The sequence below is a fragment of the Bacillus cereus genome (genome assembly GCF_007678085.1).
Lineage (GTDB): Bacteria > Bacillota > Bacilli > Bacillales > Bacillaceae_G > Bacillus_A > Bacillus_A cereus_BE.
This window is the reverse complement of the sequence record NZ_VEDW01000002.1, coordinates 131,380-156,180: the sequence shown is the minus strand read 5'-3', so window position 1 is coordinate 156,180 and position 24,801 is coordinate 131,380. Positions and strand designations below refer to the sequence as shown.

Sequence of the window (24,801 nt, the reverse complement as noted above, 5' to 3'; positions counted from 1 at the left end):
GACCATTTCGGTCATCCTCTTTTACTCTTCATTCTCCACAATATGTTTCAGCATGGACAATTTATTGTCCCAAAAACGTTCATAGTACGAGAGCCACTGTTGTAATTCCTCTAATGGTTCTGGGTGCAAGCGATATATCTTCTCTCTTCCGCTCTTTCTTCCGCTTACTAAATTCGCTTCTGAAAGAATATGAAGGTGTTTTACAACCGCAGTACGACTCATCGGAAAATGATCCGTTATTTTGGAAATCGGTAACTCTTTATCACTTAATAACCGTATTACTTCTCGGCGGGTTGGATCAGCAATTGCTTGAAATACATCATATTTCGCTGCCGATGAGGACACTTAGCCTTCGACAACCTTTTTCAGTTTTTCATGTACAATCGCTACCCAGCCTCCGCTCATTCTGTCGCGAATAATAGAGCTCTTCGCATTCGCTTTCGGAAGAATTTCATCAGGATGTTTCCAGCCGCCGTGAATTAACGTAAATTCTGTTTTATTATCTCCTAGGTCTTTCAGATTAAATGAAACGATCCAGCCATCTGTATCCCATGAGAAAGATAGGTGGTTTGGCTCATCGATTTCTAACACTTTACATGGTGATGGCCCAAATGGTGATTGCACATGAAATTCATGTCCTACCTCTAATACAAAATCATTTGGCATAAACCATGACGCAATCCCTTCTGCAGTTGATACCACATTCCACACTTTTTGAATAGACGCGTTGAAAACGATTGTTTGTTTAATATCAGTTAATGTATTTTGTTGTTCCATTTTCATTCTCCTTTATTCGGTCATCAAATATAACACCTTTTGGTTACATTTAGATGATATAACACCTTTTCGTTTCATGTCAACGCTGATTCTTTTTTACTGTTGAGAAATTCTCAACATTTTTTCAACAGGACAAACACCCTCTCAGCGTTCCTTCATAATATACTCACAAAGGCAACAAAAAATAAAAAACTTCTCTCAACATGAAAATCCATCATTCATCTTGAAAGAAGTGCCTTACGTATATCATGCGTATTTCGTCTCTCCTCCTTCCCTCATGGACACTACGCGAGATATGAAAAATCAGAAGGAATATGCCCACCATTTGAGTAGGTAGTTATTTCTCTTCTCCTCAACATTTCCTTAGGAGCGAAATGACTACCGACTCACTTTTTTCAAACAAAAATAAAAAGGGGATGAGAACTATGTTCTATTGCATTAACTGCTCTGACATTCATCATGAAAAACATCCGAATGATAAAGTATTCAAAAACGGTTTTTATATTGATCCATTTTTAGGTGATCGTTATCACCTTGGTATGTGTACAGATGCCCAAAACCATGAAACTGGGGAGCCTCTTTTAACGACGAAGAAATTAAGTGCAAACCAATCTATTATGAACGTATTACCGACACATGTTGTCCCAACATAAAACATAAAAAAGAGCTGGCTCACCCAGCTCTTTTTTATGTTTTATAAACGATCATTGCTGAAAAACAATAAATTTGGTTTTCATCATCGTTAATCGAAACACCGACTTGATACTTAATATCTACAAAGTTACTATCATCAATCTTTTTCAAAAACACATTTACAGCGTCTTCTAAGTCTTTTTCGTGACTTTCATCAAACACTTTCACACGAATCATGTTAACACCATCCTAGATCGCAGCCCTCCGCCGCTTGATTATTGCCACGGTGCGTATCTATGATGCGATAAAATTTTCCGTCTTCATATATATATCCGTCTTCTAACACATATTGTTTACCTTCAGTATAGACATAAAACTTACCTATCATAAATTTACTCGTATATAATTCCAAACAATCTGGTCTAAATTTAGCTACAACTTTATTTGTAATATCAATTTTTATTGTGCGCCCCACCTTCTCTCCCTCCTTTGCAAAGAACGGATTTAGGTATATTGTATTAGCGATTTTACATTTTATGCTTAAAAATAAGTGGATATGCCTTCCTTCTTCACCTGTACTATTTTTCTAAAAAAATCATAGATAAGTAAGAGCAAAAAAATATATATAAAAAAGAGCTTTTGCTTATTGACTCAAATATAATTATTATGGTATTATATAAAATTTGACATTTTTATTAACTTGTGTTATCATTAAAGATGGTTACCACATATGGAGGTGGATGATTTGTTTCAAATTGGTGATAAAATCGTTTATCCAATGAACGGCGCAGGAGTCATCGAAGCCATTGAAGAGAAAGAAATATTAGGAACTATACGTCAATACTGTGTGATACGTATCATTAGTAAAGATATGCAAGTAATGCTTCCTATGGATCAATTACAAAAATCAGGTATTCGTTATATCGTAGATAAAGGTACGTTAGATGATATACTTCTTGAATTTCAAAACGGGGAATCAGACACATCACTTTCCTGGAAACAAAGATATACAATGAATATGGAAAAAATGAAAAACGGCAATCTGCAAGATAGTGCAGAAGTTGTTCGGGATTTACTTCGCCGTAATAAAGAGAGAGCTTTAAATGCGAGCGAAAAACAAATGCTAGATAATGCCCGAAAAATGATGATTAGCGAGGTTGCACTCGTACAAAATGTTTCTGAACATCAAGCAACAGAATATCTTCAAGAGACAATTAATCATTAAATTTAAAATAGCTGGCCGCTATTTTTTTTTGCAGAAAAAAGGACAAAGAGATAAACCTCTTTGTCCTTTTCCATTACCCGCGCCCCGCTTGAAACGATGGATATAACGTCATTCCGCCATCTGCAAATAACGTAATTCCAGTTACGTAACTGGCCTCCGATGAAGCGAGCCACGTTGCAACTGCTGCAATTTCTTCCGGTTTTCCGATGTAACCCATCGGTATCATACTTTCTACGTCAGCGCGTTTTTTAGGATCAGCAAACTTCTCTGCATTAATGGGCGTATTTATTGCACCTGGTCCAATATTATTTACTCGAATGCCTTTTGGTGCGTATTCTAGCGCTAACGTTTCCGTCATCAGTTTAATGCCGCCTTTACTCGCCGCATAGTGCACAAATAGTGGCCACGGAATTTTCTCATGAACACTCGACATATTAATAACAGATCCTTTAATATCGTGCTCTACAAAATATTTAATCGCTTCACGGCTTCCTAAAAAAGCGCCTGTTAAATTTGTATTGATTACTTTATTCCAATCTTCAAGCGGCATTTCATGCGATGGTACTGCATTTTCTATCCCTGCATTATTAATCATAACGTCGAGCGTACCAAATTCTTTCACAGCAGATTGAATGAGATTCACAACATCGGATTCAATCGTCACATCACCTTTTACAGCAATCGCTTCTCCACCTACTTTTTTAATTTCTTCTAATACATCATGTGCTTCTGACTCGCGTGAGCGATAGTTAATCACTACTTTTGCTTTCTCCTTAGCAAACCTCACTCCCATCGCTCTTCCAAGACCAGTTGCTGATCCTGTAATAACGACTACTTTCCCTTCTAAATCACTATACATTTCCATACCTCCTTTAACTTTTTGCTATACCTAACATAATTCCGGCTGCAATAATAAAAACGATACCGATAACAATGCCTGTTAATTGACGTTTCGTTTTCTTTTCACCTAATATAAGAATCCCGCCAAGCGTTGAAATAATAATTCCCATTTGTGATAGCGAGAAACTTGTTGCCACTCCAACACGCGGCTGCGAAATGAATAAAAACATATTTCCAGCTGCCCAAATTAATCCTGGAATAATATTTCGTATTGCATATTTATTAAATGGATGATGTTTAAAAGTAAGCAAAATGCCCCCTAACACCATACCGACTGCTTGTGGCAATAAAGCTGACCAACCATCTACGTTAAATAGTCTAATTACTACTACGTAAACTAAATAACCGACTGTTGAAATCAATAAAATGATAATGCCTCTTTTAAAATTCCCTGCTTGCTCTGCATTCTTTTCTTCTTCACTTTGAAGTGAAGTTAAAATAACACCGATAATAATACAAATGAGAGCTAATACACCAAGGACGACTGATATCGTCGTGGACCACTCATGAAATACGATAACTCCAAATAAAGTCGTCGCAACTAATTGAAGTCCTGTTGAAATGGGCATCGTTCTCGAAACGCCCATTAAATCAATACTTTTTAATTGATTCGCCTGACCAAGTGCCCAAAATAAACCTGACACAATCCCAACTCCGATAACAGTAGGAGTTAATACGGGCTTCATAAAAATATAAACAACAATCGAGAAAATAAGTGCACCAAACGTTGTACCGAGCGTTTGACTATACGGTCCTCCGCCCAGTTTCACGTTAAATAGCACAATACTTCCCCAAAATAGAGCCGGTAAAATCGCTAAAAGTATATCCATCGCTCATTACCTTTCTTTACTGAATGTCATAGGTTATCACTCTGAATCATTGGAGTGAGCTTTTATTTTTTCTTTTTCCCGTTCACAAACCTTTTCTGCAATAGCACCAGAAACATTCTTTTCTCGCTCCACCTTCTTTATCTTTACGTGATTTAAATGATCTTCCAAAGTAAGTGTAACTTTATCATTCGGCGGATTATGTGCACCTTGGAACGTAAGAAATTGTAGCGTAATTTCAAATCTAGGAATGAACTCACCATTCTTACCGAGACGCTTTATATTTATAACTGAAGCACATTCATATTGATCTTCTGTCACTTGTCTAATAACCGAATAATACCTATTCGATAATGCACTCTCTAAAAGCTGCTCCCTTGATTCTTTCGCGAAAGAATCAATTGGAGAAAAGAAAAAAAACGCACATAGCATTGTAATAACTACACATATTTTTTTCATAACACCCTCCTTGTTCTATACGTTAGTGTTCGCAAAACTCCCATAAAAAAACGACTTCCCCTATGTAGGAAAGTCGTTTTAATGAATCCAATATTAACCACCGCTCACCGGTGGGATTAGTGCAACAACATCACCAGATTGGACCCTGTCATCTTCATTTGCATATTCTTCATTAATCGCAACCATAATTGGCGCTGTCATTGGTACATTATATTCTTTAGCAACAATATCTTTTAACTCTGCAACCGTAATATTTTCTTTCTCTATTTGTAACTCACTTGTTCCAGCTTCCTCTTGCAAGTACGCAAATAACAATACTCGAATCATACTTATAGCTCCTTCCCAGGCTCTCCCGCCGGATATGGCGTTTTTTCTAATTGATCACCAATCCATGAATCCCCATCTTCCCAAAACTCTTTTTTCCAAATCGGAACAATTTGTTTTATGCGTTCCATAATATATTCATTCGCCTCATAAGCCGCTTTACGGTGCGGCGTTGAAACTGCAACAACAACCGCTATATCAGAAATTTGCAGTGTTCCGGTGCGATGTGTAATCGCAACGTATGTACCTGGCCACTTCTCTTTCACTTCTGATCCAATTTTCTCTAGCATCTTTTCTGCCATCGTTTTATAAGCGACATATTCTAAGTATAATGTACGACGCCCTTTCGTAAACTCTCTAACCGTTCCAATAAATGTTGTAACAGCACCGCATTCGCGGCGAATAACCTTCTTCGCTACCTCTTCAATCGAGATTTCTGTATCAATTACTTCATAATACGTATTTGTCATTTCGTACTCCTTACCGTTTGTACAAACCAATCTATATACAAATCTTCTTCTGTTATATGAAATATTTTATATTCTTCTCGTAAGTTTGCGGGAGCATCATGCCACGTAATAACCGCTACTATATTTTCTACTTTATACAAAAGTTCAACGTCTTCTGCAGAACGAAGTAACACTACTTTCGGATAGCTCTCTTTTTTATAGCCCTCTATTAAAATTGTATCCACTTCAAAAAACTCATATAAGCGAATAATTTCTTGCAAGGACCATTCCTCTCTTAACGACGACAGCGAAAGTAAGCCAGCGCCCTCTACACTACTAACGACAGCACCAGCCTTTCGGTGCCTCTCACTATCTTTTTGCGCTACTTCCGGAAATCCTCCGTGCCCGTGGTGTTTAATGGTAGCAACTTTCATTTTCCGTTCGGCTAATGCATACACAACTTTCTCAACAAGCGTTGTTTTTCCGCTATTTTGATACCCTACTATTTGTAAGATTGAAGGGGCTTTGCCCATGGCCAATCACTTCCCTCGGCGTGCTCTAACAATAATACAGATACTTTCATCCCTGCCTCAAAACCTCTCGTTCCCCCAGGTAACACAATAAAAGCATTCGCATCGGCGAGTGAAGATACCGCACTCGATTTATCTAAACCGACCGGCATCGCTTGTAATGCCCCTTCCACAATTGTCACCTTTGCTCTTACAAAACGAGTAAACGGATTTGGCTTTGGAAAATCTTTTTGTAAAATAGCATCTGCTCTATATACGTGAGGCTCCTTCGCATACAAATACGTTTGGATCACCGGATGCACAAATAGCTCAAATCCTACGTAACAAGCTGACGGATTCCCTGATAAACCGAAAAGTAACTTCCCATCAACTTCAGCTACTGTCGTTACACTTCCTGGTCTCATCGCTATTTTATTAAAGAGTACATTCGCCTGTAATCTTTCATAAATAGCCGGCAAGTAGTCATAATCTCCTACCGACACACCGCCTGTCGTAATTAAAATATCAACTTCATCCATCGCCGATTGAACGGCTGTAAAACATGCATCTAACTCGTCGGCAAGTTGGCCATAATAACGAACTTTCCCTCCGGCTTTCATAATTTGAGCGGCAATCATATACGAGTTACTATTTCTAATTTTCCCCGGCTGTAACGACTCATGTACTTCTAACAATTCACTTCCTGTCGTCACAATACCAACAACAGGCTGTTTTACAACCTTTACAGTGCTATATCCAAATGTCGCTAATAAGGCCGCAACACCTGGATTAATTGCAACGCCTTTCTGAACGAGAACTTGATTTTGTTTTATATCTTCTCCTTTAAATGACACATTGTCACCACTATGAAAAGGACGCTTTACCTTCATATATGTTTTTCCGTTCTTCTCAAAACCTTCCGTCAGCTCCAGCATTACAACTGCATCACAATCCTCTGGAATAGCCGCTCCCGTCATAATACGAACGGCCTGAAAAGATCCTACTTCTTTTGTAAAAACAGATCCCGCCCCAATTTCTCCTATTACTTCAAATTCAACTGCATTCTCTTGATTCGCTTCTTTCGTATCTTCTGCTCGAATTGCGAAACCATCGTAAGGAGAACGATCAAAATGAGGAACGTCATGATCAGAGACAACATCCTCCCCAAGAATTCTCCCGTAACTTTCCGTAATAGAAACCTCTTCTACTTCACCATTCTTCGCATGCTCCATTACCCTCTCTACTGCCTCAGCAACTTGAATCGGAATTCGTTTTTCTACCATCGTTTCTCACCTCATATTTGCAATTTTTTTTATCTCGATTAAACTTTATATATTAAATAGAAATTACTTCAAGGAGGAATTCCATGTCTTCATTTACACACTTTAATGACCAAGGACGCGCGAAGATGGTTGATATAAGCGACAAAAAAGCAACCGTTCGAACAGCAATTGCCTGTTCTAGCATTGTCGTTACAAAAGAAATTTACGATAAAATCTCTCACAATGAAATCGGGAAAGGTGACGTATTAGCAGTTGCACAAATCGCAGGTATTATGGCTGCGAAACGCACTTCTGATATTATCCCAATGTGCCATCCTTTATTATTAAAAGGTGTTGACGTTTCTTTCGATTGGAAACAATCCGAAGAACAATATCGATTACTTATTGAAGTAAAAGTTAAAACAGAAGGTAGCACTGGTGTTGAAATGGAAGCTTTAACAGCTGCTTCGGCTACAGCTCTTACTGTGTACGATATGTGTAAAGCTGTTGATAAAGGTATGATTATTGGCGAAACGTACTTACTTGAAAAAACAGGCGGAAAAAGTGGCGATTATACGAGAAAATCTTAATCTTCACTCTGTTGAACCTAAAGGGTTTCCCTTTAGGTTCAGCCTATATATCTTGCATATAAACGTTTTGCTACATTGATATCATTCGTCCCATGAATAAACGCCCTGCCATCTGTAAATAAAACAAAACGAAACTCTTCTACCAGAAATGATAATAAATACGGAGTAGCTTTTACTTCCACACTCCTTTGTAAGCGCTTTTTAATTTCCTCTAAATTAAACTCATTCCGCACACCTGGACGGATTTGTACTGTATTTCGGCCACATAAAACTTCTGTTTTCGTTTGTGCTTCAAATGTTAAACTCGGATATGTACGTAATCTTCCGCAGGATAGACATGTGTCTTTTTTCTGCCTATTCACTTTAAATGCCATCTGTTGATTATTCCAAAGATCAAACGATAACATCGTTTCGCGCAGTGCTCCGTAGTCTTCTACTAATATTTTCAGCGCTTCCGTTATTTGATGCGCCACTACTAATTGTACTGCTGGCTGTATAATACCAGCCGTATCACATGTTGCCCCGCTCGCTGGATGTTCCATTAAACAGCGGAAACACGGTGTTTTTCCTGGTAAAATTGTATACGTTACTCCGTAGCTTCCGACACAACCACCATATATCCACGGAATATTATACTTTTGTGAAATATCATTAATAAGAAGACGCGTTTCAAAATTATCTGTCGCATCTAATATTAAATCTACATCATTCACTAGCTCTTCCATTTCTTGCACTGTTACATCCGTCACAACCGGATTTATTTCCACCTCAGAATTAATCGCTTTTAAATGCTCTGCTGCTGCTACCGCCTTCGGTTTATACTGCTTTGCATCTTCTTCTGTATATAATTGTTGCCTTTGTAAATTACTCCATTCTACATAATCGCGATCCGCAATTGTTATTTTTCCAACACCTGCCCTAACAATTGCTTCTGCATTTGCCGCACCAAGAGCACCAGCACCAATAATAAGCACATGCTTCCCTCTAATTTTTCTCTGTCCTTCTTCTCCAACACCAGCAAATAATATTTGTCTTGAATATCGCTCCTGCATACGATACCCCCCTTTCTTATCCTCCTATGTAAGACATTTCAATTTTCGGACGATTTTTCGCACTTTCTTCTGTCCGTTCATCCGAATATCTATCTTTTCTATTCATCCATACATCTTGTATAACTCTTACTAACTCAACATCCGAAAGATCTCCTCTAAGAAGTTCCCTTATATCCAATCCTTCTGTCGCAAATAAGCAATTATAAAACTTTCCATCTGCCGAAATTCTAGCTCTCGTACAAGAGGAACAAAATGACTCTGAAACAGAAGTAATAAAACCGACTTCGACATTTGTCCCAACGTAACGATATCGCTTCGCAACTTCACCGAAATAATGCGCTTCAGCTGGCTCAAGCGGATACACGCTATGAATCATTTCAATTAATTCTTGTTTTGTAACGACTTGATCAAAGTTCCAACCATTTGTACTACCAACATCCATAAACTCAATAAACCTAAGCGTGATTTCTTGCTCTTTAAAATAAGCAGCCATCGGAAGTACTTGATGGTCATTCATCCCTTTTTTCACAACCATATTTACCTTTACATCAAGCCCTGCCTCTTTTGCAGCCATAATTCCCTTTATAACAGGTTTCGTATTGATATTCCGGCCATTAATATCCTTAAATACCTCGTCATCTATTGCATCTAAACTAACATTTACTCTATGTAATCCAGCTTCTTTTAATGCTTTTGCTTGTTTCGTTAAATGAATCGCGTTTGTCGTTAACCCTATATCTACTAACCCTTCAATTTTCACGAGACGTGCAATAAGTTTTGTTAAATCTTTACGAAGCAGTGGCTCGCCACCAGTAAGTCTAATTTTTCGTACACCGATGCTAACAAATAGTTTTGCCAAACGCTCAATTTCATCAAACGTCAATAAAAACTCATCTTTCAAAAAAGCATAATCTGGCCCAAAAACTTCCGCTGGCATACAATATGTACATCTAAAATTGCAACGATCAATGACAGATATGCGCAAATCTTGAAGCGGGCGTCCAAAAAAATCTGTAACCATCTCCTGCATCGCCACCCTCCCTTTCTGCCAAATTTCTCTCTTTTCATTCTATTATAATATATTTTCGAACTGCGATGTTTTTGCTCAAGTGAATAAAGTGAAACTTTCCTAACCAATTAGACTCCCTACTTATAACGAGATAAAAAACCTTGAAGCATAAAAGCCCCAAGGTTTTCTCCCTATTAACTTAACCTAATAATAGTTAGCGTAGCTCCTGGTGTTGTCGTAGATAATGTAGCTACTGCAAGTAATCCAAATAACTGCAGACTAACAGCAGCTCCAGCAGGCAAATTAGCAATGATTGTCGCATTAAACGAACCTGTAGCTACTGCTGGTGAATTAACGGTTCCTGCAAGTTGAACCCCATTTACAGTTATGCGTGAACTTACGAGTAAAGCTGCCGTTATATTAATTGTATAAGCTATATAATAATTCCCTGCATTCGCAACTGTGAATACAGTATTCGTACCATTAACAGTGATCCCTGGACCAATATTTTGATTGTTCGGTAACGGTACATTCGTACCACCTAACAGAACAGAAATAGCACTTCCGGATGTATTATTTGCAAATGAGTACGTTGCAGTTGTACTAACTCCGGTCACACCCGTTGCTCCAGTAGCCCCGGTTGCTCCCGCTCCAGTCGGGCCTGTTGGACCTTGAATTCCTTGCGAACCAGTTGGACCCGTGGACCCTGTTGGACCTTGTGAACCTGTTACTCCCGTTGGACCTTGGATTCCTTGTGGGCCTTGAATTCCTTGCGGGCCTTGAATTCCTTGCGGGCCTGTCGCTCCGGTTTCTCCAGTGGATCCCGTTGGGCCTTGTGGACCTTGAATCCCTTGTGAACCTTGTGTTCCAGTCGGTCCTGTGTCCCCTGTTGGTCCTTGTGGACCTTGCAATCCTTGCACGCCTTGCGGACCGGTTGGACCTATTTCTCCTTGTACTCCTTGAATTCCGGTTGGGCCTTGTGGACCAGTCGGACCTTGCACACCTTGTATCCCCTGAATTCCCTGCGGACCTTGTGCTCCGGTTGCCCCTGTCACACCTTGGATTCCTTGGGGTCCTTGATCTCCTTGAATTCCTTGGGGACCCGTTGTTCCTTGAATTCCTTGTGGACCTTGGATTCCCTGTGGACCTTGATCTCCTGTCGCCCCAGTTACTCCTTGTATTCCTTGGGGACCTTGAACTCCTTGCGGGCCTGTTGGACCTTGGATCCCTTGCACTCCTTGAATTCCTTGTGGGCCTTGTAAACCCGTAATCCCGGTTGCTCCGGTTGCTCCCGTTTCACCTGTCATTCCTGTTAAGCCCGTCGCCCCGGTATCTCCCGTTACTCCTGTCGAACCTGTTGCCCCTGTCGGGCCAGGTGGGCCACCGGATGGACCTGTCACACCAGTCGGTCCTGATGGCCCCGTCGGACCAGTCGGGCCTGCTGGGCCTCCAGAAGGACCAGTTACCCCTGTTGGACCAGTTACTCCAGTTGGTCCTGTAGTTCCTTCCCCTGTCGCACCTGTTGTACCCGTATCCCCCGTTACTCCTGTCGGACCTTGGATTCCCTGTATTCCTTGTGGCCCTTGCACTCCTTGCGCACCCGTTGCTCCTTGAATTCCTTGTACTCCTTGAACTCCTTGTGGCCCCATCGGACCTGTTGGGCCAATCGCTCCTTGTGCACCTTGAACACCTTGTGGGCCCTCTGGACCTGTTGCACCTATATTCCCTTGTACACCTTGAATTCCAGTTGCTCCTTGTGCTCCAGTTGCTCCTGTTTCACCTTGAGGTCCTATAGCCCCCTGTATACCTTGTGGACCTTCTGGACCGGTTGCTCCTATCGGCCCTTGAATTCCCTGTATACCTTGCGGACCCTCTGGACCGGTTGCTCCAGCTGGTCCTGGCACCCCTTGTATTCCTTGGGGGCCTTGAAGTCCTTCTGAGCCTTCTGGTCCTGTTGGTCCTATCTCACCCATCGGGCCTTGAAGCCCTTGAACTCCTTGTATTCCCGTTTCTCCTGTTGGCCCTGGTACTCCTTGGATTCCTTGTGGACCTTGATCTCCAGTTGCTCCGGTTGCACCTTGAGGTCCTATAGCCCCTTGTATACCTTGTGTTCCTTGATCTCCAGTTGCCCCCGTTATCCCTTGAATCCCCTGAACCCCTTGGATTCCTTGTTCACCAGTTACTCCCGTCGGGCCAGGAATACCTTGAATACCTTGTGGACCTTCTGGACCGGTTGGCCCAATTGGCCCTTGAACCCCTTGTATTCCTTGCAGTCCCTGTGCTCCTGTTTCTCCTGTACTTCCAGTCGGACCTGTATTTCCCGTTACTCCAGTTGCACCTGTACTTCCTGTTGTCCCTGTATTTCCTGTTGCTCCCGTCGCACCTGTACTCCCACTCGGTCCGCCCCCCGGACCTGTCGCACCAGTTGGCCCCGTTGGACCAGGAGGTCCTCCAGATGGACCTGTTATCCCTGTTGGACCTGTTATGCCAATCGGACCAGTAATCCCCTGACCTGTCGCTCCTGTTGCTCCCGTATTTCCACTCGGTCCTTGTGAGCCTTGTATCCCTTGAGGTCCTTGTATTCCTTGCGAACCAGTTGCTCCTGGTACTCCTTGCACTCCTTGGATTCCTTGAGGTCCCTCAGGTCCAGTAGCTCCAATTGGCCCCTGTAATCCCTGTATCCCCTGTATACCTTGTGCCCCAGTCACTCCGGTTGGACCAATCGGACCTTGTAACCCTTGCACCCCTTGAGGGCCTGTCGCTCCTGTTGCTCCTTCTGGTCCCCTCAATCCTTGTGGCCCCTGCTGTCCTTCTGGACCAGTTGCACCCATTTGTCCAACTGGTCCTTGAATCCCTTGGACACCTTGAGGACCTGTCGGGCCCATCTCCCCCATCGTACCTTGCAATCCTCTTGGTCCTTGTGGGCCAGTCGGACCTTGTGGACCGGTTGGACCAGTAATCCCAATGCCAGTAAATCCCGTTGGAACAGGAGGAAAGGTAGGCCCAATAAGATTTGGTGAAATTCTGAAATTAGAGTTTAATGAATTTTGTTTATCGCGCTCTCTCACACTTTCACCACCTACAGACTATCTTTTTTACATGAAACAAACCTCTTCTTCTTAATATGTATTTACAAAGACAAACTCAAAGACTATTTTTATTTGAAATAATAAAAACTCCCTTAATTCTTTAAGGGAGTCCAGCAGTTGAATCCAAATTATCTGTATTTGGGACGGCTTGTGCTATACCCGATACATTTGTACCTTGCCCCATATTTGTTCCTGTTACAGTACCAGCAGGAGTACCTCGTGTATATGTTGTCGTCACCGAATCTCCAGGCTGTAAACAAAGCTTTGTCTCCGTTCCTATTACTGTAACAACATCAATCCAAGTACACCCCATTGAACCACTATACGATTTCGTAGCAGTAAACGACGTATCACTCAAATTATCTCCGGTAAATATATTCCCAGTGTTATTTACAATAACAAACTCTTTTATATGAGCAGGCATAATTACACTCTACCTTTCCTCTATGAACCTAATGTACGTGTACTCGTTGCTAATGGCGGAAGAAACACTGATGTTCGAATCACCGCTTCTGGCTGTCTTTTCCCATTTAAAAAAATAGCCGCACTCGATCCTCCAGCACCTGCATATACTTTTGCTACAGCTAAAGGTGAGATATCATAACAGTCACCGACATTAACAGCCCCTGTATTATTAATAATTTTTACTTTCCGCAAGTTAATCCCCATTTACCTATCCCCCTTTTGTACACTGTATGCAAAAGAAAAAAACTTGAAACAAACACGTTTCAAGTTTTTTAAACTACTTATTTCGTTTCACCTTCATATTGAAGCATACCGCCAACCATGTTCACTGTTTTAAATCCTTGCTCATTTAAATAATGGCATACATTTTCACTGCGCATTCCCGAACGGCAAATAAAGATATATTCATTCTCTTTATCAAAGAAATCTACTTTATTTGGGATATCACCCATTTTAATATGTACAGCTTCCGGAATTTTCCCTGCCGCTACTTCTTCATCTTCCCTTACGTCTACTAAAAATAACGTTTCTCCATTTTCTAAACGCTCTTGTACTTCTTCTGTAGTAATTGTTTTAACTTCTGTCATATGTCGTTCCTCCTTATATACAATAAAACCTTTAATCTCTTCCTTAAACAAGCATGTCTAATCAATTTTAGCATGCGAAAGAAAGAACGCAAAGAACGGAAAATTTATTTCTCAATTTCCCCGCAAAACTTATTCTTTACAAATCTAACTCCTGCATTGTATCCTCAATATACTTGTTTTATGAAAGGAGCCAATGAAAATGACACTTTTTCTTTTCATTACGGGCATCATTTTCTTAATCGCCGCAATTATTGCTCTTAGTATGAAAAATAATAAAAAGATAAAATCACCACAAGAAATGTCATTCTTATTTCTATTGCTTAGTATCGCATTCTTCGGTATAGCAATTGCCACATATATTTTCCGTCTACAAATCATGTAAAAAAAGGTGCCTACTACATACATTGCACCTTTTTCACACCATTTATTTTCTACACAAAACTAGATACTTTCCGATTTAAAAATTCATAAACTTTCTTTTCAAATAAATGAATATCAAATGCTCCCGCCATATGTCCATTTATACTTTCTATCTCATACACTTCCGCATATTTCCCTTGTTTTTGCAACATGTCTACCATTTTATAATTATAACGTGACGGCTGAAGCAGGTCTTGTTTGCACGTAATCATAAGTACATTCGCTTCTATGTTAGACAGTGCTTCTTCTAAGGAAGAAAACCCATGCGCAATATCATGTAATAAAACTGCTTTCGCAGTGTACATCCACGAATTTGCATCTACTAACTCTATACTTTTATATGTCACTTTATTTATTTCTTTCTCAAATGATGTTAATGTAGAAACTTTTTCATAAGGTTCTACTTCTATACTATTACGAGGGAATGTTGTTTCATAAAAATGCTCATCAAATGCGTTCATAAACATCATTCTGTTTGCTAAATGAAGTCCCTTCATTGGCTGCTCTTCTCCATATTTTCCGCCCTTCCAACTTGGATCCAGTTGAATAGCCTCCATTGCATTTTGCGCTACATTTACCGACGTAATAATTGGATTTTGCGGGTTCGTAATAACACCAATCATCCGCTCTACCATATGAGGATAATGAACAGCCCATTGCTGCGCAATCATCCCGCCAGCTGACGGCCCCATTACAGCATGCAGCCTTACGATTCCCATATCTTTTATTAACTCATATTGCATACGAGCTACATCAAGAAATGTAAAAACCGGAAAATCCATCGCATATTCATCTCCAGTTTTCGGATCAATTGATTTCGGTCCTGTTGTAAACACATAAGGATTTTTCACCTGCACATTACAAAGATTATCAGTACATATAACAAAGTATTTATTTGTATCAATTGCTTTTCCCGATCCAATTAAACCATCCCACCAACCAGAATCCTCATCATGCGCTGTATATTTTCCTGCTGCATGACTCGTTGCACTAAAATAATGGCATACCAAAATCGCATTTGACCTTTCTCTATTTAAAGTACCATACGTCTCATACCCCATTTGAACAGGAATTTCCCTACCATTTTCAAACGTAAACTCACTTAAAACAAACTTTTCTTTTTTTACAAATTGCACAGACTCACCCTCTTCCCATCATAGTATGAACTACTTACTAAAGGATTTTTTCTATGCAAACCAATCTCCTCCTTCTTTTCATAAATAAATGAATAATATACAAAATTAGCCACAAAATAGCACTATATTACACAATCAAAGAGGGCATACATATGATTTGGAATTGGCTACGTAAGAAAAAAAAATCAAATACGACAGAGAAAAACGAAACAGATAATTCGGAGCAACAACCTAACAATCAAGAGGATGATAACAAAGAACAGACTAGAAGTATGAAACATAATAAAGGTAGCAAGAGCGAACAAAAAAAAGAAGATCATAAGGAGTCTTCCCAAGATAAGCAGCAACATTCTAAACAAGATGACTCGGCTCAAGATCAGCAACAACACTCTAAACAAAATAACTCGAATCAGGATAAGCAGCAACATTCTAAACAAGATGGCTCGGCTCAGGATAAACAACAAAACTCTAAACAAGACGACTCGAATCAGGATAAACAGCAACACTCTAAACAAGATGACTCAGCTCAGGATAAACAACAACAACATTCTAGACAAGATGACTCGAATCAGGATAAACAGCAACATTCTAAACAAAGCAACTCAGCTCAGGATAAACAACAACATTCTAAGCAAGGCGATTCAGCTCAGGATAGACAACAAAGCTCTAAACAAGATAATTCGAATCAAGGTAAACAGCAACACTCTAAACAAGATGACTCGGCTCAAAATCAGCAACAACACTCTAAACAAGGTGACTCATCTCAAGATAAACAGCAAAGCTCTGGAAATAATAGTATTTATGATTTTACAAAACCAGAAAAAGACCGTATTCATTCTCTACAAGATTTAATAGAGAAACTCAAAAAGTCTAGTGATTTTGTTAATTACCATACATCTGACGATGAAACGATGCCTTATTGGATTTCTTACTATCGACCTTCGCTTGATGGTGAGAAATTGCAAAAGTATTTAATGCCTACTCTTTTAGAACGACCTAAGGCTTCACTAGAAGAGCTGAAAGAACATATTCCGATGAGTGGCATTACAATTACGAACGATTTACAAAAAATTGAGGATATGGTTTTAAAGGGGCATGCAATTGTTCAAGTAAATCAACGAGATCAAAAGTGTATGCTCGCAAACATTGCAATTGATAATTATCGCGCACCAACACCTCCTTTAAATGAATCAACTGTTATCGGTCCTCAAGAAGGTTTCGTAGAGGATATTGATACAAATATTAATTTAGTACGAAAACGTCTTCCGGTTTTAGATTTACAAACAAAAGAAATGATTGTCGGTGAGTTTTCCAAAACAAAGGTTGTCATGATGTATTTAGACAACCTCGCTGAAAAAGATAATGTAGATTTTCTCGAGGAGTCATTACGCGCTCTTGAATATGATCAAATTAATGATAGTGCTTATATACAAGAACTAATGGGAGAAAAGTCAATTTTTCCCCTCTATATCAATACAGAACGTACTGATAGAGTTACAAAAGCACTCATTGATGGGAAAATCGCTATTTTTGTGGATGGTTCTCCAAGCGTTCTATTAACACCTGTATCTTATTTTGATTTTTTCATTTCGCCAGAAGACTATAATGTCTCTTGGATGTACGCTACATTTTCAAGGATTTTAAGATTAATTGCCGTGCTATTTTCAATTTGCGCTACACCGTTATACGTTGCAGTTTTAAATTATCATTATGAACTTATTCCAAGTGATTTACTTGAAACTTTGATTTTATCAAGGGCACAAGTACCGTTCCCACCATTAATTGAAGCACTATTTTTAGAACTTGCAATCGACTTATTAAGAGAAGCTGGCGCGAGGTTACCGATGAAAGTTGGTCAAACGCTCGGTATTGTAGGCGGTATCGTAATCGGACAAGCATCTGTACAAGCTGGTTTAACGAGTAATATTTTATTAATTATCGTTGCCTTATCAGCACTCGCTTCCTTTATTACACCTATTTATAAAATGGGTAATGCAGTTCGATTACTACGTTTCCCGTTTCTAGCATTCGCAGAAATAGGAGGGCTCTTCGGTATCTCTCTTGGATTTATCTTTTTATTTACTCATCTTTTTAGACTTACTTCCTTACGTAAGCCGTACGCTTTGTTTTACCCGACGAGACAACAATCGGTTAAGGACTCTTGGATTCGTTTTCCTTTAACAATGATTGATACAAGAGATGTACAAGCAAGACCACAACATGTAAAAAAATCAGCAAAAGGAATTTCAACAAAACATAGATCAGACTTCGATGATTAAGGAATGAGGTGCATTGATGAGTAAAGTTCAAGAAAAATATCAAATATCTCCTGTCTTTGTCTTCTTCTTAATTCACGGTGCACAGTTTGGAGCTGGCGTTCTCGGCTTCGCTCGAATTACTGCCAAGGCTGCTGGATACGACGGCTGGATAGGCGTTCTAATCACAGGACTCTGTATCCATCTCCTTATATGGATGATGTATTTTTTATTAAAAGAAACAAACGGAAATTTAATTGATTTACAACGACAAACGTTTGGAAAGTGGATAGGGAATGTCTTTAATATCATCTTTGCGGCCTATTTTTTAATCGTCAGTATTTCGGTTATTCGAACGTATGTTGAAATTATTCAAGTATGGATGTTCCCAACTGCTTCCACGTGGATGTTAACACTTTTTTTATGCTTAGTTAGCTATTACATTATCTCTTCTGGATTTCGTGTCATTACCGGTATTTGCGTCATCTCTATTGGTGGTACATTGGGATATTTATTTTTAAGCTTATTCGTTTTGAAATATTCACATTGGGATAATTTGCTACCTATATTCACACATTCTTTTTCAGACATTTTAAAATCCGCTCAACTGTCAATCTACAGTATGACCGGTTTTGAGATTTACCTCATGGTGTATCCATTTGTGAAAAAGCCTATGCAATCTCATAAATACGCTCAATACGGAGCACTATTTTCAAATCTTCTATATTTATTTAGCACCCTTTTAGCCTTTGCATTTTTTAGTGAAAAACAACTGTTAAAAACGATATGGGCCCAACTTTCTATGACCCAAGTCATTCAATTACCATTTATAGAAAGACTCGAATATATCGCAATTTCAGGCTATGCACTCGTTATTATTTCAAGTTTTATCCTCCCTTTATGGGCGTCAATGAGAGCAACTCACGAAATATTTCGTGTAAAACAAAGAGGTATTTTAATTGCTTTTTTCTTTATCACGCTTATTGTTTCACAACTTTTAACAAACAGGCACGATATTAACAATTTTATTAGTAATGCATCAAAAGTTAGTTTTTGGCTCATTTATGTATACATCCCAATCCTATTTATTATTGTGTGGGTGAAAAGAAAATGGAAAAAATCAAAAGCACAAGCAAATTAATACTTATTTCTTGTATAACATTATTCAGTCTAACTGGATGTTTACAAAAAAATATTATCGATGATGTACAACTTATTCAAGGAACCGTATTTGACGTTGCAAAAGATAATAAAGTAAAAGTGACATTCGTTTGTCCCATTCAGAAAAAAGGAAATAAAGTTCAAGTTTTTGAAGGTACCGCAAACGCTGTAAAACAAGTAAAAGCAGACACATCTTTAGAGTCTTCCCAACCATTTGCTAGCGGACAGATGCGTGTTGCTCTATATACTATAAGACTTGCCAAAAAAGGAATGTCTACTTCATTCGATACATTACTTCGAGATGTGAATATAGGGAACGCTTTATATGTTGCTTTACTTGAAGGTAATGGCACTGAACTCTTAAAAGGGAAATATACGACCTCATACAACGTTGCAATTTATATAAAAAAATTGTTAGAGCATAACATGGAAACTGGTCCTTTACCAACGGATAATCTGCATGTAGGAGCATTCCGTTATTATCAAGAAGGGCAAGACTACTATATTCCAATTCTAAAGAAGCATGGTGATAAAATAAAAATTACCGGAATTGGTCTTTTTAAAAAGGATAAATATATCGGTAAAATTGCGCAAAAAGATATGTTCGTATTTAAAGGATTGTTAGAAAAACATAAATTAGATTCACATGAATTTAAAACCGATTCTGCGTACGTAATGATTAATAATATTCATTCTGTTCCAACTTACGATATAAAAATTAAAAACGGGAAACCCTCTTTTTTCATTCACGTTCATCTTGAGGCGCGCATTCAAGAACTATCGAAACAAATTAACTTAGAAAATAATAAGAACTCAAAAAATATTGAAAAAGATGTCCAAAAACAATTAGATACACAAGCTGCTAAATTAATTAAGCAGTTTAAATCTTTAGGTGTCGATCCTCTCGGGCTAGGAGCTAAATATAAGCAACATTATCGCCCATTCAATTTAGAAGAGTGGCGACGAATGTACAAAGATGTCCCTGTTACTATAAAATATACCGTAAACATTACAAATTCTGGTGTAATTGAATGAGAAATGATTGAACTCCTCTCCCCGGCATGATACAACGGAAAGAGGAGTTTTTATTTTAGATAGAGAGAGAAGATATTTATGGGGGAGCTTATGTCTAAAAAATTAGTAAAGCCTATTTTAAATGGTATTTTATTTCTCGGCGTCTTTTTATTTGCTCATACATACTTAAAAAATGTTTCCTTCACACGTTATTTACTTGTCGTTATACCAATGTTGCTCGTTGGTATGTTTGGCATCGACCTTATTTTATCCATTTTAATAAAAGAAGAAAAATAACGAGCAGGGCCGTCCCAAAAGTATTTCGGGATGGCTTTCTTTTTTTAACAGGTTTTGTCGTTAAATCGATTTAATCTTTCACTATCGCTATCTGAACTAAAAGATGAAACTTTTGAACAGTCCCTTTTCATTTCATAATCACCTTATGTTACAATGAGATTCGGCACAAAGTGAGAAAGGATGAAACAACATGACAAACGAAAAAGGTTTAGATAAAGGATACGAGCTTGTTGCAAAAATGCATGAAGAATTCGGACACCCCGTGACAAATACTCCAACAAAACTAACAGAAGAACGTGCAAAAATCCGTGCAAGTTTTATGCAAGAAGAGCTAGAAGAATTTCTAGAAGCAACGACTGTTGAAGATCAATATGATGCACTAATTGACCTTATCTACTTTGCATTCGGAACGTTTGCAGAAATGGGCGTACGTCCAGATAAAGGATTCGAAATTGTAAATAACGCAAACATGGCAAAATTATTCCCTGATGGGAAACCTCGATTCCGCGAAGGCGATGGCAAAATTCTAAAACCAGAAGGCTGGCAAGCACCAGAACCACAACTTCGTGCTGAAATCGAACGTCAGCGCCAAGAAGCTGAAAAAAACTGCTAGGATTTCCTAGCAGTTTTTTATTATGTCTTTTTTTCTGCAAGTCATTAATGCCCCACGTGTCCAGCGTGTCCTGCTGCTCCACTAATGCTAGCCGCTCCTGCCGCTGCTCCTGCTGCTCCCGCTCCAATTCCACCTGCCCAAGGAGAAGATTGTTGCTGTTGTTGATATTGCTGATATTGTTGGTGCTGTTGACCTTGATGGCCGTGTTGACCCTGGTGACCGTGTTGACCCTGGTGACCGTGTTGACCCTGGTGACCGTGCTGACCTTGGTGGCCATGATGACCGTGCTGACCTTGATGACCGTGCTGACCTTGATGACCGTGCTGTCCTTGGTGACCGTGGTGTCCATGGTGACCGTGCTGACCTTGGTGACCGTGCTGTCCTTGGTGACCGTGCTGACCTTGGTGGCCTTGGTGCATTTGATAAAGAACAGCTTGCGGATGAATGTGATGATGTCCGTGGTGATGTACTTGTTGCCCCTGATGGCCGTGATGATGGTGATGACCATGGTGACCGTGTTGGCCTTGGTGATGGTGATGCCCGTGTTGGCCTTGGTGACCTTGATGGTGATGATGTCCATCATGACCGTGGTGACCTTGATGGTGATGATGTCCATGATGACCGTGGTGACCTTGATGGTGATGATGTCCATGATGACCGTGAACAACTTGCGGATACCCACCTATTCCTCCAGCTACAACACCTACTCCCGGTACCGGAAATCCTGTCTGTACGCCAGCTACTGATGTCGGAAACCCTCCTGTTACTGTAGGCATTCCAGCCCCTGATGTCGAAAAGCCTCCCATTGATGTAGGCATTCCAGTTTGCATGCCAGCTACCGATGTTGGGAACCCTCCTGCTGATCCACCCATCCAGCTCGGCATTCCACCGTACCCTTGTTGGCCAGCTCCTCCCATTAACATCATTTGTTCATAACTATCCGATCCACCTCCGAAGAAGCCATGTGGTGCATTATTGTCCATCCCTTTCATTCCTTTCACCTCTTCTACTCAATTTAGCCTACCTTTTTTATCATATTTCCCATAGAAAAATAGGTGTTTGTCTGTATTGGAATTCCGCTCTTTTATTTGTACGTAGTGGAATAATTGAAAACTTAGACTAAGGTGATCCAGAGATTATTTTCTACACAAAAAAGCTCAGAGCATACATGCTCTGAGCTTTTATTTAGAATGAATTAGTTTGCAACAACGTTAACAAGTTTTCCAGGAACAACAATTACTTTACGAACTGTTTTCCCTTCAATTTGGTCTTGAATTGCTTCAAGTGCAAGTTGTTCCATTTCTTCTTTTGATGCGTCTTTACTCATTGTTAGTTTTGCGCGAACTTTGCCCATAACTTGAACAACGATTTCAACTTCATCTTCTACAAGTTTAGACTCATCAAATGTTGGCCAGCTTGCATATGTGATTGTTTCATTGTATCCAAGTTTGCTCCATAGCTCTTCCCCAATGTGAGGTGCAACTGGTGCAATCATTTTCACGAAACCTTCTACATATTCTTTCGGAAGTGTTTCAGCTTTGTATGCATCGTTGATGAATACCATCATTTGAGAAATCGCTGTGTTGAAGCGAAGCTCTGCATAGTCTTCTGTTACTTTCTTCACTGTTTGGTGGTAAGCTTTTTCAAGCTCTTTATTTGGCGCATCAGTAATTTTCTCACTTAATTCACCGTTATCTTGAACGAATAGACGCCATACGCGGTCTAGGAAACGACGAGCTCCGTCAAGACCATTTTCAGACCAAGCGATTGAAGCATCTAATGGTCCCATGAACATTTCGTATAGACGAAGTGTATCTGCACCGTGGCTTGCTACGATATCATCAGGGTTTACAACGTTACCTTTTGATTTACTCATTTTCTCGTTGTTTTCACCTAGAATCATACCTTGGTTGAATAATTGTTGGAACGGCTCTTTCGTTGGAACTACACCGATATCGTATAATACTTTATGCCAGAAACGAGCATATAGTAAGTGAAGTACAGCGTGCTCCGCTCCGCCGATATAAATATCAACTGGAAGCCATTGTTTTACTTTTTCAGGATCTACAAGTGCTTCGCTATTGTTTGGATCGATGTAACGTAGGTAATACCAGCAGCTACCAGCCCATTGTGGCATTGTGTTCGTTTCACGACGACCTTTTTTACCAGTCTCAGGATCAACAACATTTACCCACTCGTCAATATTTGCAAGTGGTGATTCACCTGTACCTGAAGGACGGATGTTTTCTGTTTTCGGAAGAACTAATGGTAATTCTTCTTCTTTCACAGCTGTCATTGTGCCATCTTCCCAGTGGATTACTGGAATTGGCTCACCCCAGTAACGTTGACGGCTGAATAACCAGTCACGTAGACGGTACGTTACTTTTTGATTTCCTGCGCTTGTTACTTCAAGCCATTCAATCATTTTTGCGATTGCTTCTTCTTTATTTAAACCATCAAGGAATGCTGAGTTTACGTGTGCACCATCACCTGTGTACACTTCTTTCGTAATGTCTCCGCCTTTTACAACTTCCTTCATTGGAAGATTGAATACTGATGCGAATTCATAGTCACGCTCATCATGAGCTGGAACTGCCATAACAGCACCTGTTCCGTAAGTTGCCAGAACGTAATCAGCGATCCAGATTGGTAATTTCTCACCGTTTACTGGGTTAACTGCGTAAGCACCAGTGAATACACCAGTTTTTTCTTTCGCAAGTTCTGTACGCTCTAGGTCACTCTTCATTTTTACAGCGTTAATGTAAGCTTCTACCGCTTCTTTTTGTTCCGCTGTTGTAATTTCTGCAACAAGTGCATGTTCCGGAGCAAGTACACAGTATGTTGCACCAAATAATGTATCAGGGCGCGTTGTGAAAACTGTGAATTTCTCATCTGTACCGTCGATGTTGAAGTGTACTTCTGCACCTTCAGAACGACCGATCCAGTTACGTTGCATATCTTTTAAGCTTTCTGGCCAATCAAGCTCATCTAGATCTTCTAATAGACGATCTCCGTAAGCTGTAATTTTTAACATCCACTGTCTCATCGGACGACGCTCAACTGGATGTCCACCGCGTTCACTCTTACCGTCAATAATTTCTTCGTTCGCAAGTACTGTACCAAGTGCTGGACACCAGTTTACAGGTACTTCATCAACGTAAGCTAAGCCTTTTTCAAATAGCTTTAGGAAAATCCATTGTGTCCACTTGTAGTAGTTTGGATCTGTTGTATTTACTTCACGGTCCCAATCGTAAGAGAAACCTAATGCTTTAATTTGGTTACGGAACGTATTAATATTATGCTCTGTAAATTCTGCTGGGCTGTTCCCAGTATCAAGTGCATATTGCTCTGCTGGAAGACCGAATGCATCCCATCCCATTGGATGAAGAACGTTATATCCTTGCATACGCTTCATACGAGATAAAATATCTGTCGCTGTATAACCTTCTGGATGTCCTACGTGTAGGCCTGCACCTGATGGATATGGGAACATATCTAGTGCATAAAATTTTGGTTTTTCTGTCTCATCTGGCGTACGGAATGTTTTATTCTCTTCCCAGTACCCTTGCCACTTCTTCTCAATATCTTGATGATTAAAGCTCATGAGATACCCTCCTTGAAATTCTATTTATTTTCACCGCCCAAAATACAAAAAACCTCTCATCCCTAGAAAGGGACGAGAGGTTATAGATTCCCGCGGTACCACCCTAAATTAATGTAAAAATATACATTCGCTTAGATCCGTAAC

The 24,801-nt window shown here is 39.7% G+C and carries 29 protein-coding genes and 1 other annotated feature (1 of these 30 only partly in view); of the genes, 9 read left to right on the top strand and 20 right to left on the bottom strand.

Going from position 1 to position 24,801, the window contains the following annotated elements; translation table 11 throughout:
- Positions 1–21 precede the first annotated feature (21 nt).
- Positions 22–345 carry an ArsR/SmtB family transcription factor gene (locus FS742_RS09910; RefSeq protein ID WP_000098837.1) on the bottom strand — a complete coding sequence of 108 codons (324 nt, stop codon included), beginning with the start codon at positions 343–345 and terminating at the stop codon, positions 22–24.
- Positions 346–777, bottom strand: coding sequence for an SRPBCC family protein (locus FS742_RS09905; RefSeq protein WP_144612204.1), 432 nt, complete (start codon positions 775–777; stop codon positions 346–348). It lies immediately after the preceding gene.
- A 425-nt stretch (positions 778–1,202) separates the two neighbouring features.
- On the opposite strand from FS742_RS09905, the gene FS742_RS09895 reads away from it, so the two are divergent.
- A complete protein-coding gene (locus FS742_RS09895) occupies positions 1,203–1,430 on the top strand; it encodes a DUF3973 domain-containing protein (protein WP_144612203.1) in 228 nt (75 codons plus the stop codon).
- Positions 1,431–1,464: 34 nt separating this feature from the next.
- Here the strand turns inward: FS742_RS09895 and FS742_RS09890 are convergent, their stop codons facing one another.
- Positions 1,465–1,647, bottom strand: coding sequence for a sporulation protein Cse60 (locus tag FS742_RS09890; RefSeq protein WP_000621752.1), 183 nt, complete (start codon positions 1,645–1,647; stop codon positions 1,465–1,467).
- A gap of 1 nt (position 1,648) precedes the next feature.
- Positions 1,649–1,885 (bottom strand): DUF2553 family protein, encoded by a 237-nt coding sequence (locus FS742_RS09885; protein WP_000533797.1) that lies wholly within the window; start codon positions 1,883–1,885, stop codon positions 1,649–1,651.
- A 255-nt stretch (positions 1,886–2,140) separates the two neighbouring features.
- Between FS742_RS09885 and FS742_RS09880 the strand changes: the two genes are divergently transcribed.
- A complete protein-coding gene (locus FS742_RS09880) occupies positions 2,141–2,635 on the top strand; it encodes a CarD family transcriptional regulator (RefSeq protein WP_186327165.1) in 495 nt (164 codons plus the stop codon).
- A 73-nt stretch (positions 2,636–2,708) separates the two neighbouring features.
- Here FS742_RS09880 and FS742_RS09875 read toward each other — a convergent pair whose 3' ends face one another.
- The 7 genes from FS742_RS09875 to moeA all read right to left on the bottom strand — a co-directional run bounded on the left by FS742_RS09875 (position 2,709) and on the right by moeA (position 7,386).
- Entirely contained in the window at positions 2,709–3,494 is a 786-nt protein-coding gene (locus FS742_RS09875) for a glucose 1-dehydrogenase (RefSeq protein ID WP_144612201.1), read from the bottom strand.
- Between the two features lie 13 nt (positions 3,495–3,507).
- Positions 3,508–4,365: a glucose uptake protein GlcU gene (gene glcU / locus FS742_RS09870; protein WP_144612200.1), complete on the bottom strand. Its 858-nt coding sequence runs from the start codon at positions 4,363–4,365 to the stop codon at positions 3,508–3,510.
- 36 nt (positions 4,366–4,401) lie between these two features.
- Entirely contained in the window at positions 4,402–4,821 is a 420-nt protein-coding gene (locus FS742_RS09865; RefSeq protein WP_144612199.1) for a DUF3888 domain-containing protein, read from the bottom strand.
- A gap of 93 nt (positions 4,822–4,914) precedes the next feature.
- Positions 4,915–5,148, bottom strand: coding sequence for a molybdopterin converting factor subunit 1 (moaD, locus tag FS742_RS09860; protein WP_144612198.1), 234 nt, complete (start codon positions 5,146–5,148; stop codon positions 4,915–4,917).
- 2 nt (positions 5,149–5,150) lie between these two features.
- A complete protein-coding gene (gene moaE / locus FS742_RS09855) occupies positions 5,151–5,615 on the bottom strand; it encodes a molybdopterin synthase catalytic subunit MoaE (RefSeq protein ID WP_144612197.1) in 465 nt (154 codons plus the stop codon).
- Positions 5,612–6,127, bottom strand: coding sequence for a molybdopterin-guanine dinucleotide biosynthesis protein B (gene mobB, locus FS742_RS09850; RefSeq protein ID WP_144612196.1), 516 nt, complete (start codon positions 6,125–6,127; stop codon positions 5,612–5,614). Before mobB ends, moaE begins: the two co-directional genes overlap by 4 nt.
- Positions 6,097–7,386 (bottom strand): molybdopterin molybdotransferase MoeA, encoded by a 1,290-nt coding sequence (gene moeA, locus FS742_RS09845; RefSeq protein ID WP_144612195.1) that lies wholly within the window; start codon positions 7,384–7,386, stop codon positions 6,097–6,099. The genes mobB and moeA overlap by 31 nt, the downstream gene beginning before the upstream one ends.
- Positions 7,387–7,469: 83 nt before the next feature.
- Between moeA and moaC the strand changes: the two genes are divergently transcribed.
- Positions 7,470–7,955, top strand: coding sequence for a cyclic pyranopterin monophosphate synthase MoaC (gene moaC / locus FS742_RS09840; protein WP_016085884.1), 486 nt, complete (start codon positions 7,470–7,472; stop codon positions 7,953–7,955).
- Positions 7,956–7,993: 38 nt separating this feature from the next.
- Here the strand turns inward: moaC and FS742_RS09835 are convergent, their stop codons facing one another.
- The 6 genes from FS742_RS09835 to FS742_RS09810 form a co-directional block, all read right to left on the bottom strand.
- Positions 7,994–9,007, bottom strand: coding sequence for a molybdopterin-synthase adenylyltransferase MoeB (locus FS742_RS09835; protein WP_144612194.1), 1,014 nt, complete (start codon positions 9,005–9,007; stop codon positions 7,994–7,996).
- 16 nt (positions 9,008–9,023) lie between these two features.
- Positions 9,024–10,037 (bottom strand): GTP 3',8-cyclase MoaA, encoded by a 1,014-nt coding sequence (gene moaA / locus FS742_RS09830; RefSeq protein WP_144612193.1) that lies wholly within the window; start codon positions 10,035–10,037, stop codon positions 9,024–9,026.
- Positions 10,038–10,210: 173 nt separating this feature from the next.
- Complete coding sequence (locus tag FS742_RS09825; protein ID WP_144612192.1) at positions 10,211–13,084, bottom strand: BclA-related collagen-like exosporium protein; 2,874 nt, start codon at positions 13,082–13,084, stop codon at positions 10,211–10,213.
- 121 nt (positions 13,085–13,205) lie between these two features.
- Positions 13,206–13,529: a hypothetical protein gene (locus FS742_RS09820; protein ID WP_001110861.1), complete on the bottom strand. Its 324-nt coding sequence runs from the start codon at positions 13,527–13,529 to the stop codon at positions 13,206–13,208.
- Between the two features lie 20 nt (positions 13,530–13,549).
- Entirely contained in the window at positions 13,550–13,774 is a 225-nt protein-coding gene (locus FS742_RS09815; RefSeq protein WP_000512463.1) for a spore germination protein, read from the bottom strand.
- 77 nt (positions 13,775–13,851) lie between these two features.
- Positions 13,852–14,157, bottom strand: a complete 306-nt coding sequence (locus FS742_RS09810) for a rhodanese-like domain-containing protein (RefSeq protein ID WP_000141212.1) — start codon at positions 14,155–14,157, stop codon at positions 13,852–13,854.
- A 199-nt stretch (positions 14,158–14,356) separates the two neighbouring features.
- Between FS742_RS09810 and FS742_RS09805 the strand changes: the two genes are divergently transcribed.
- Positions 14,357–14,539, top strand: coding sequence for a hypothetical protein (locus FS742_RS09805; protein WP_000171896.1), 183 nt, complete (start codon positions 14,357–14,359; stop codon positions 14,537–14,539).
- Between the two features lie 49 nt (positions 14,540–14,588).
- On the opposite strand, the gene FS742_RS09800 is transcribed toward FS742_RS09805, so the two are convergent.
- The gene (locus FS742_RS09800) at positions 14,589–15,713 is read right to left on the bottom strand and encodes a homoserine O-acetyltransferase family protein (protein WP_144612191.1); all 1,125 of its coding nucleotides are present in this window, start codon (positions 15,711–15,713) and stop codon (positions 14,589–14,591) included.
- A gap of 152 nt (positions 15,714–15,865) precedes the next feature.
- On the opposite strand from FS742_RS09800, the gene FS742_RS09795 reads away from it, so the two are divergent.
- The 5 genes from FS742_RS09795 to FS742_RS09775 all read left to right on the top strand — a co-directional run bounded on the left by FS742_RS09795 (position 15,866) and on the right by FS742_RS09775 (position 21,053).
- Positions 15,866–17,992, top strand: a complete 2,127-nt coding sequence (locus tag FS742_RS09795) for a spore germination protein (protein WP_144612190.1) — start codon at positions 15,866–15,868, stop codon at positions 17,990–17,992.
- Between the two features lie 16 nt (positions 17,993–18,008).
- Complete coding sequence (locus FS742_RS09790; protein WP_144612189.1) at positions 18,009–19,109, top strand: spore germination protein; 1,101 nt, start codon at positions 18,009–18,011, stop codon at positions 19,107–19,109.
- Positions 19,079–20,164 carry a spore germination protein GerHC gene (gene gerHC / locus FS742_RS09785; RefSeq protein WP_144612188.1) on the top strand — a complete coding sequence of 362 codons (1,086 nt, stop codon included), beginning with the start codon at positions 19,079–19,081 and terminating at the stop codon, positions 20,162–20,164. Before FS742_RS09790 ends, gerHC begins: the two co-directional genes overlap by 31 nt.
- Before the next feature lie 90 nt (positions 20,165–20,254).
- The gene (locus tag FS742_RS09780) at positions 20,255–20,440 is read left to right on the top strand and encodes a hypothetical protein (protein WP_000038782.1); all 186 of its coding nucleotides are present in this window, start codon (positions 20,255–20,257) and stop codon (positions 20,438–20,440) included.
- Between the two features lie 190 nt (positions 20,441–20,630).
- Positions 20,631–21,053 carry a pyrophosphohydrolase domain-containing protein gene (locus tag FS742_RS09775; protein ID WP_000180547.1) on the top strand — a complete coding sequence of 141 codons (423 nt, stop codon included), beginning with the start codon at positions 20,631–20,633 and terminating at the stop codon, positions 21,051–21,053.
- A 44-nt stretch (positions 21,054–21,097) separates the two neighbouring features.
- Here the strand turns inward: FS742_RS09775 and FS742_RS09770 are convergent, their stop codons facing one another.
- Both FS742_RS09770 and leuS read right to left on the bottom strand, forming a co-directional pair.
- Complete coding sequence (locus FS742_RS09770) at positions 21,098–22,045, bottom strand: hypothetical protein (RefSeq protein WP_144612187.1); 948 nt, start codon at positions 22,043–22,045, stop codon at positions 21,098–21,100.
- A gap of 203 nt (positions 22,046–22,248) precedes the next feature.
- Positions 22,249–24,657, bottom strand: coding sequence for a leucine--tRNA ligase (leuS, locus tag FS742_RS09765; RefSeq protein WP_144612186.1), 2,409 nt, complete (start codon positions 24,655–24,657; stop codon positions 22,249–22,251).
- 65 nt (positions 24,658–24,722) lie between these two features.
- Positions 24,723–24,801: a binding site (T-box leader), on the bottom strand (it continues 141 nt past the right edge of the window).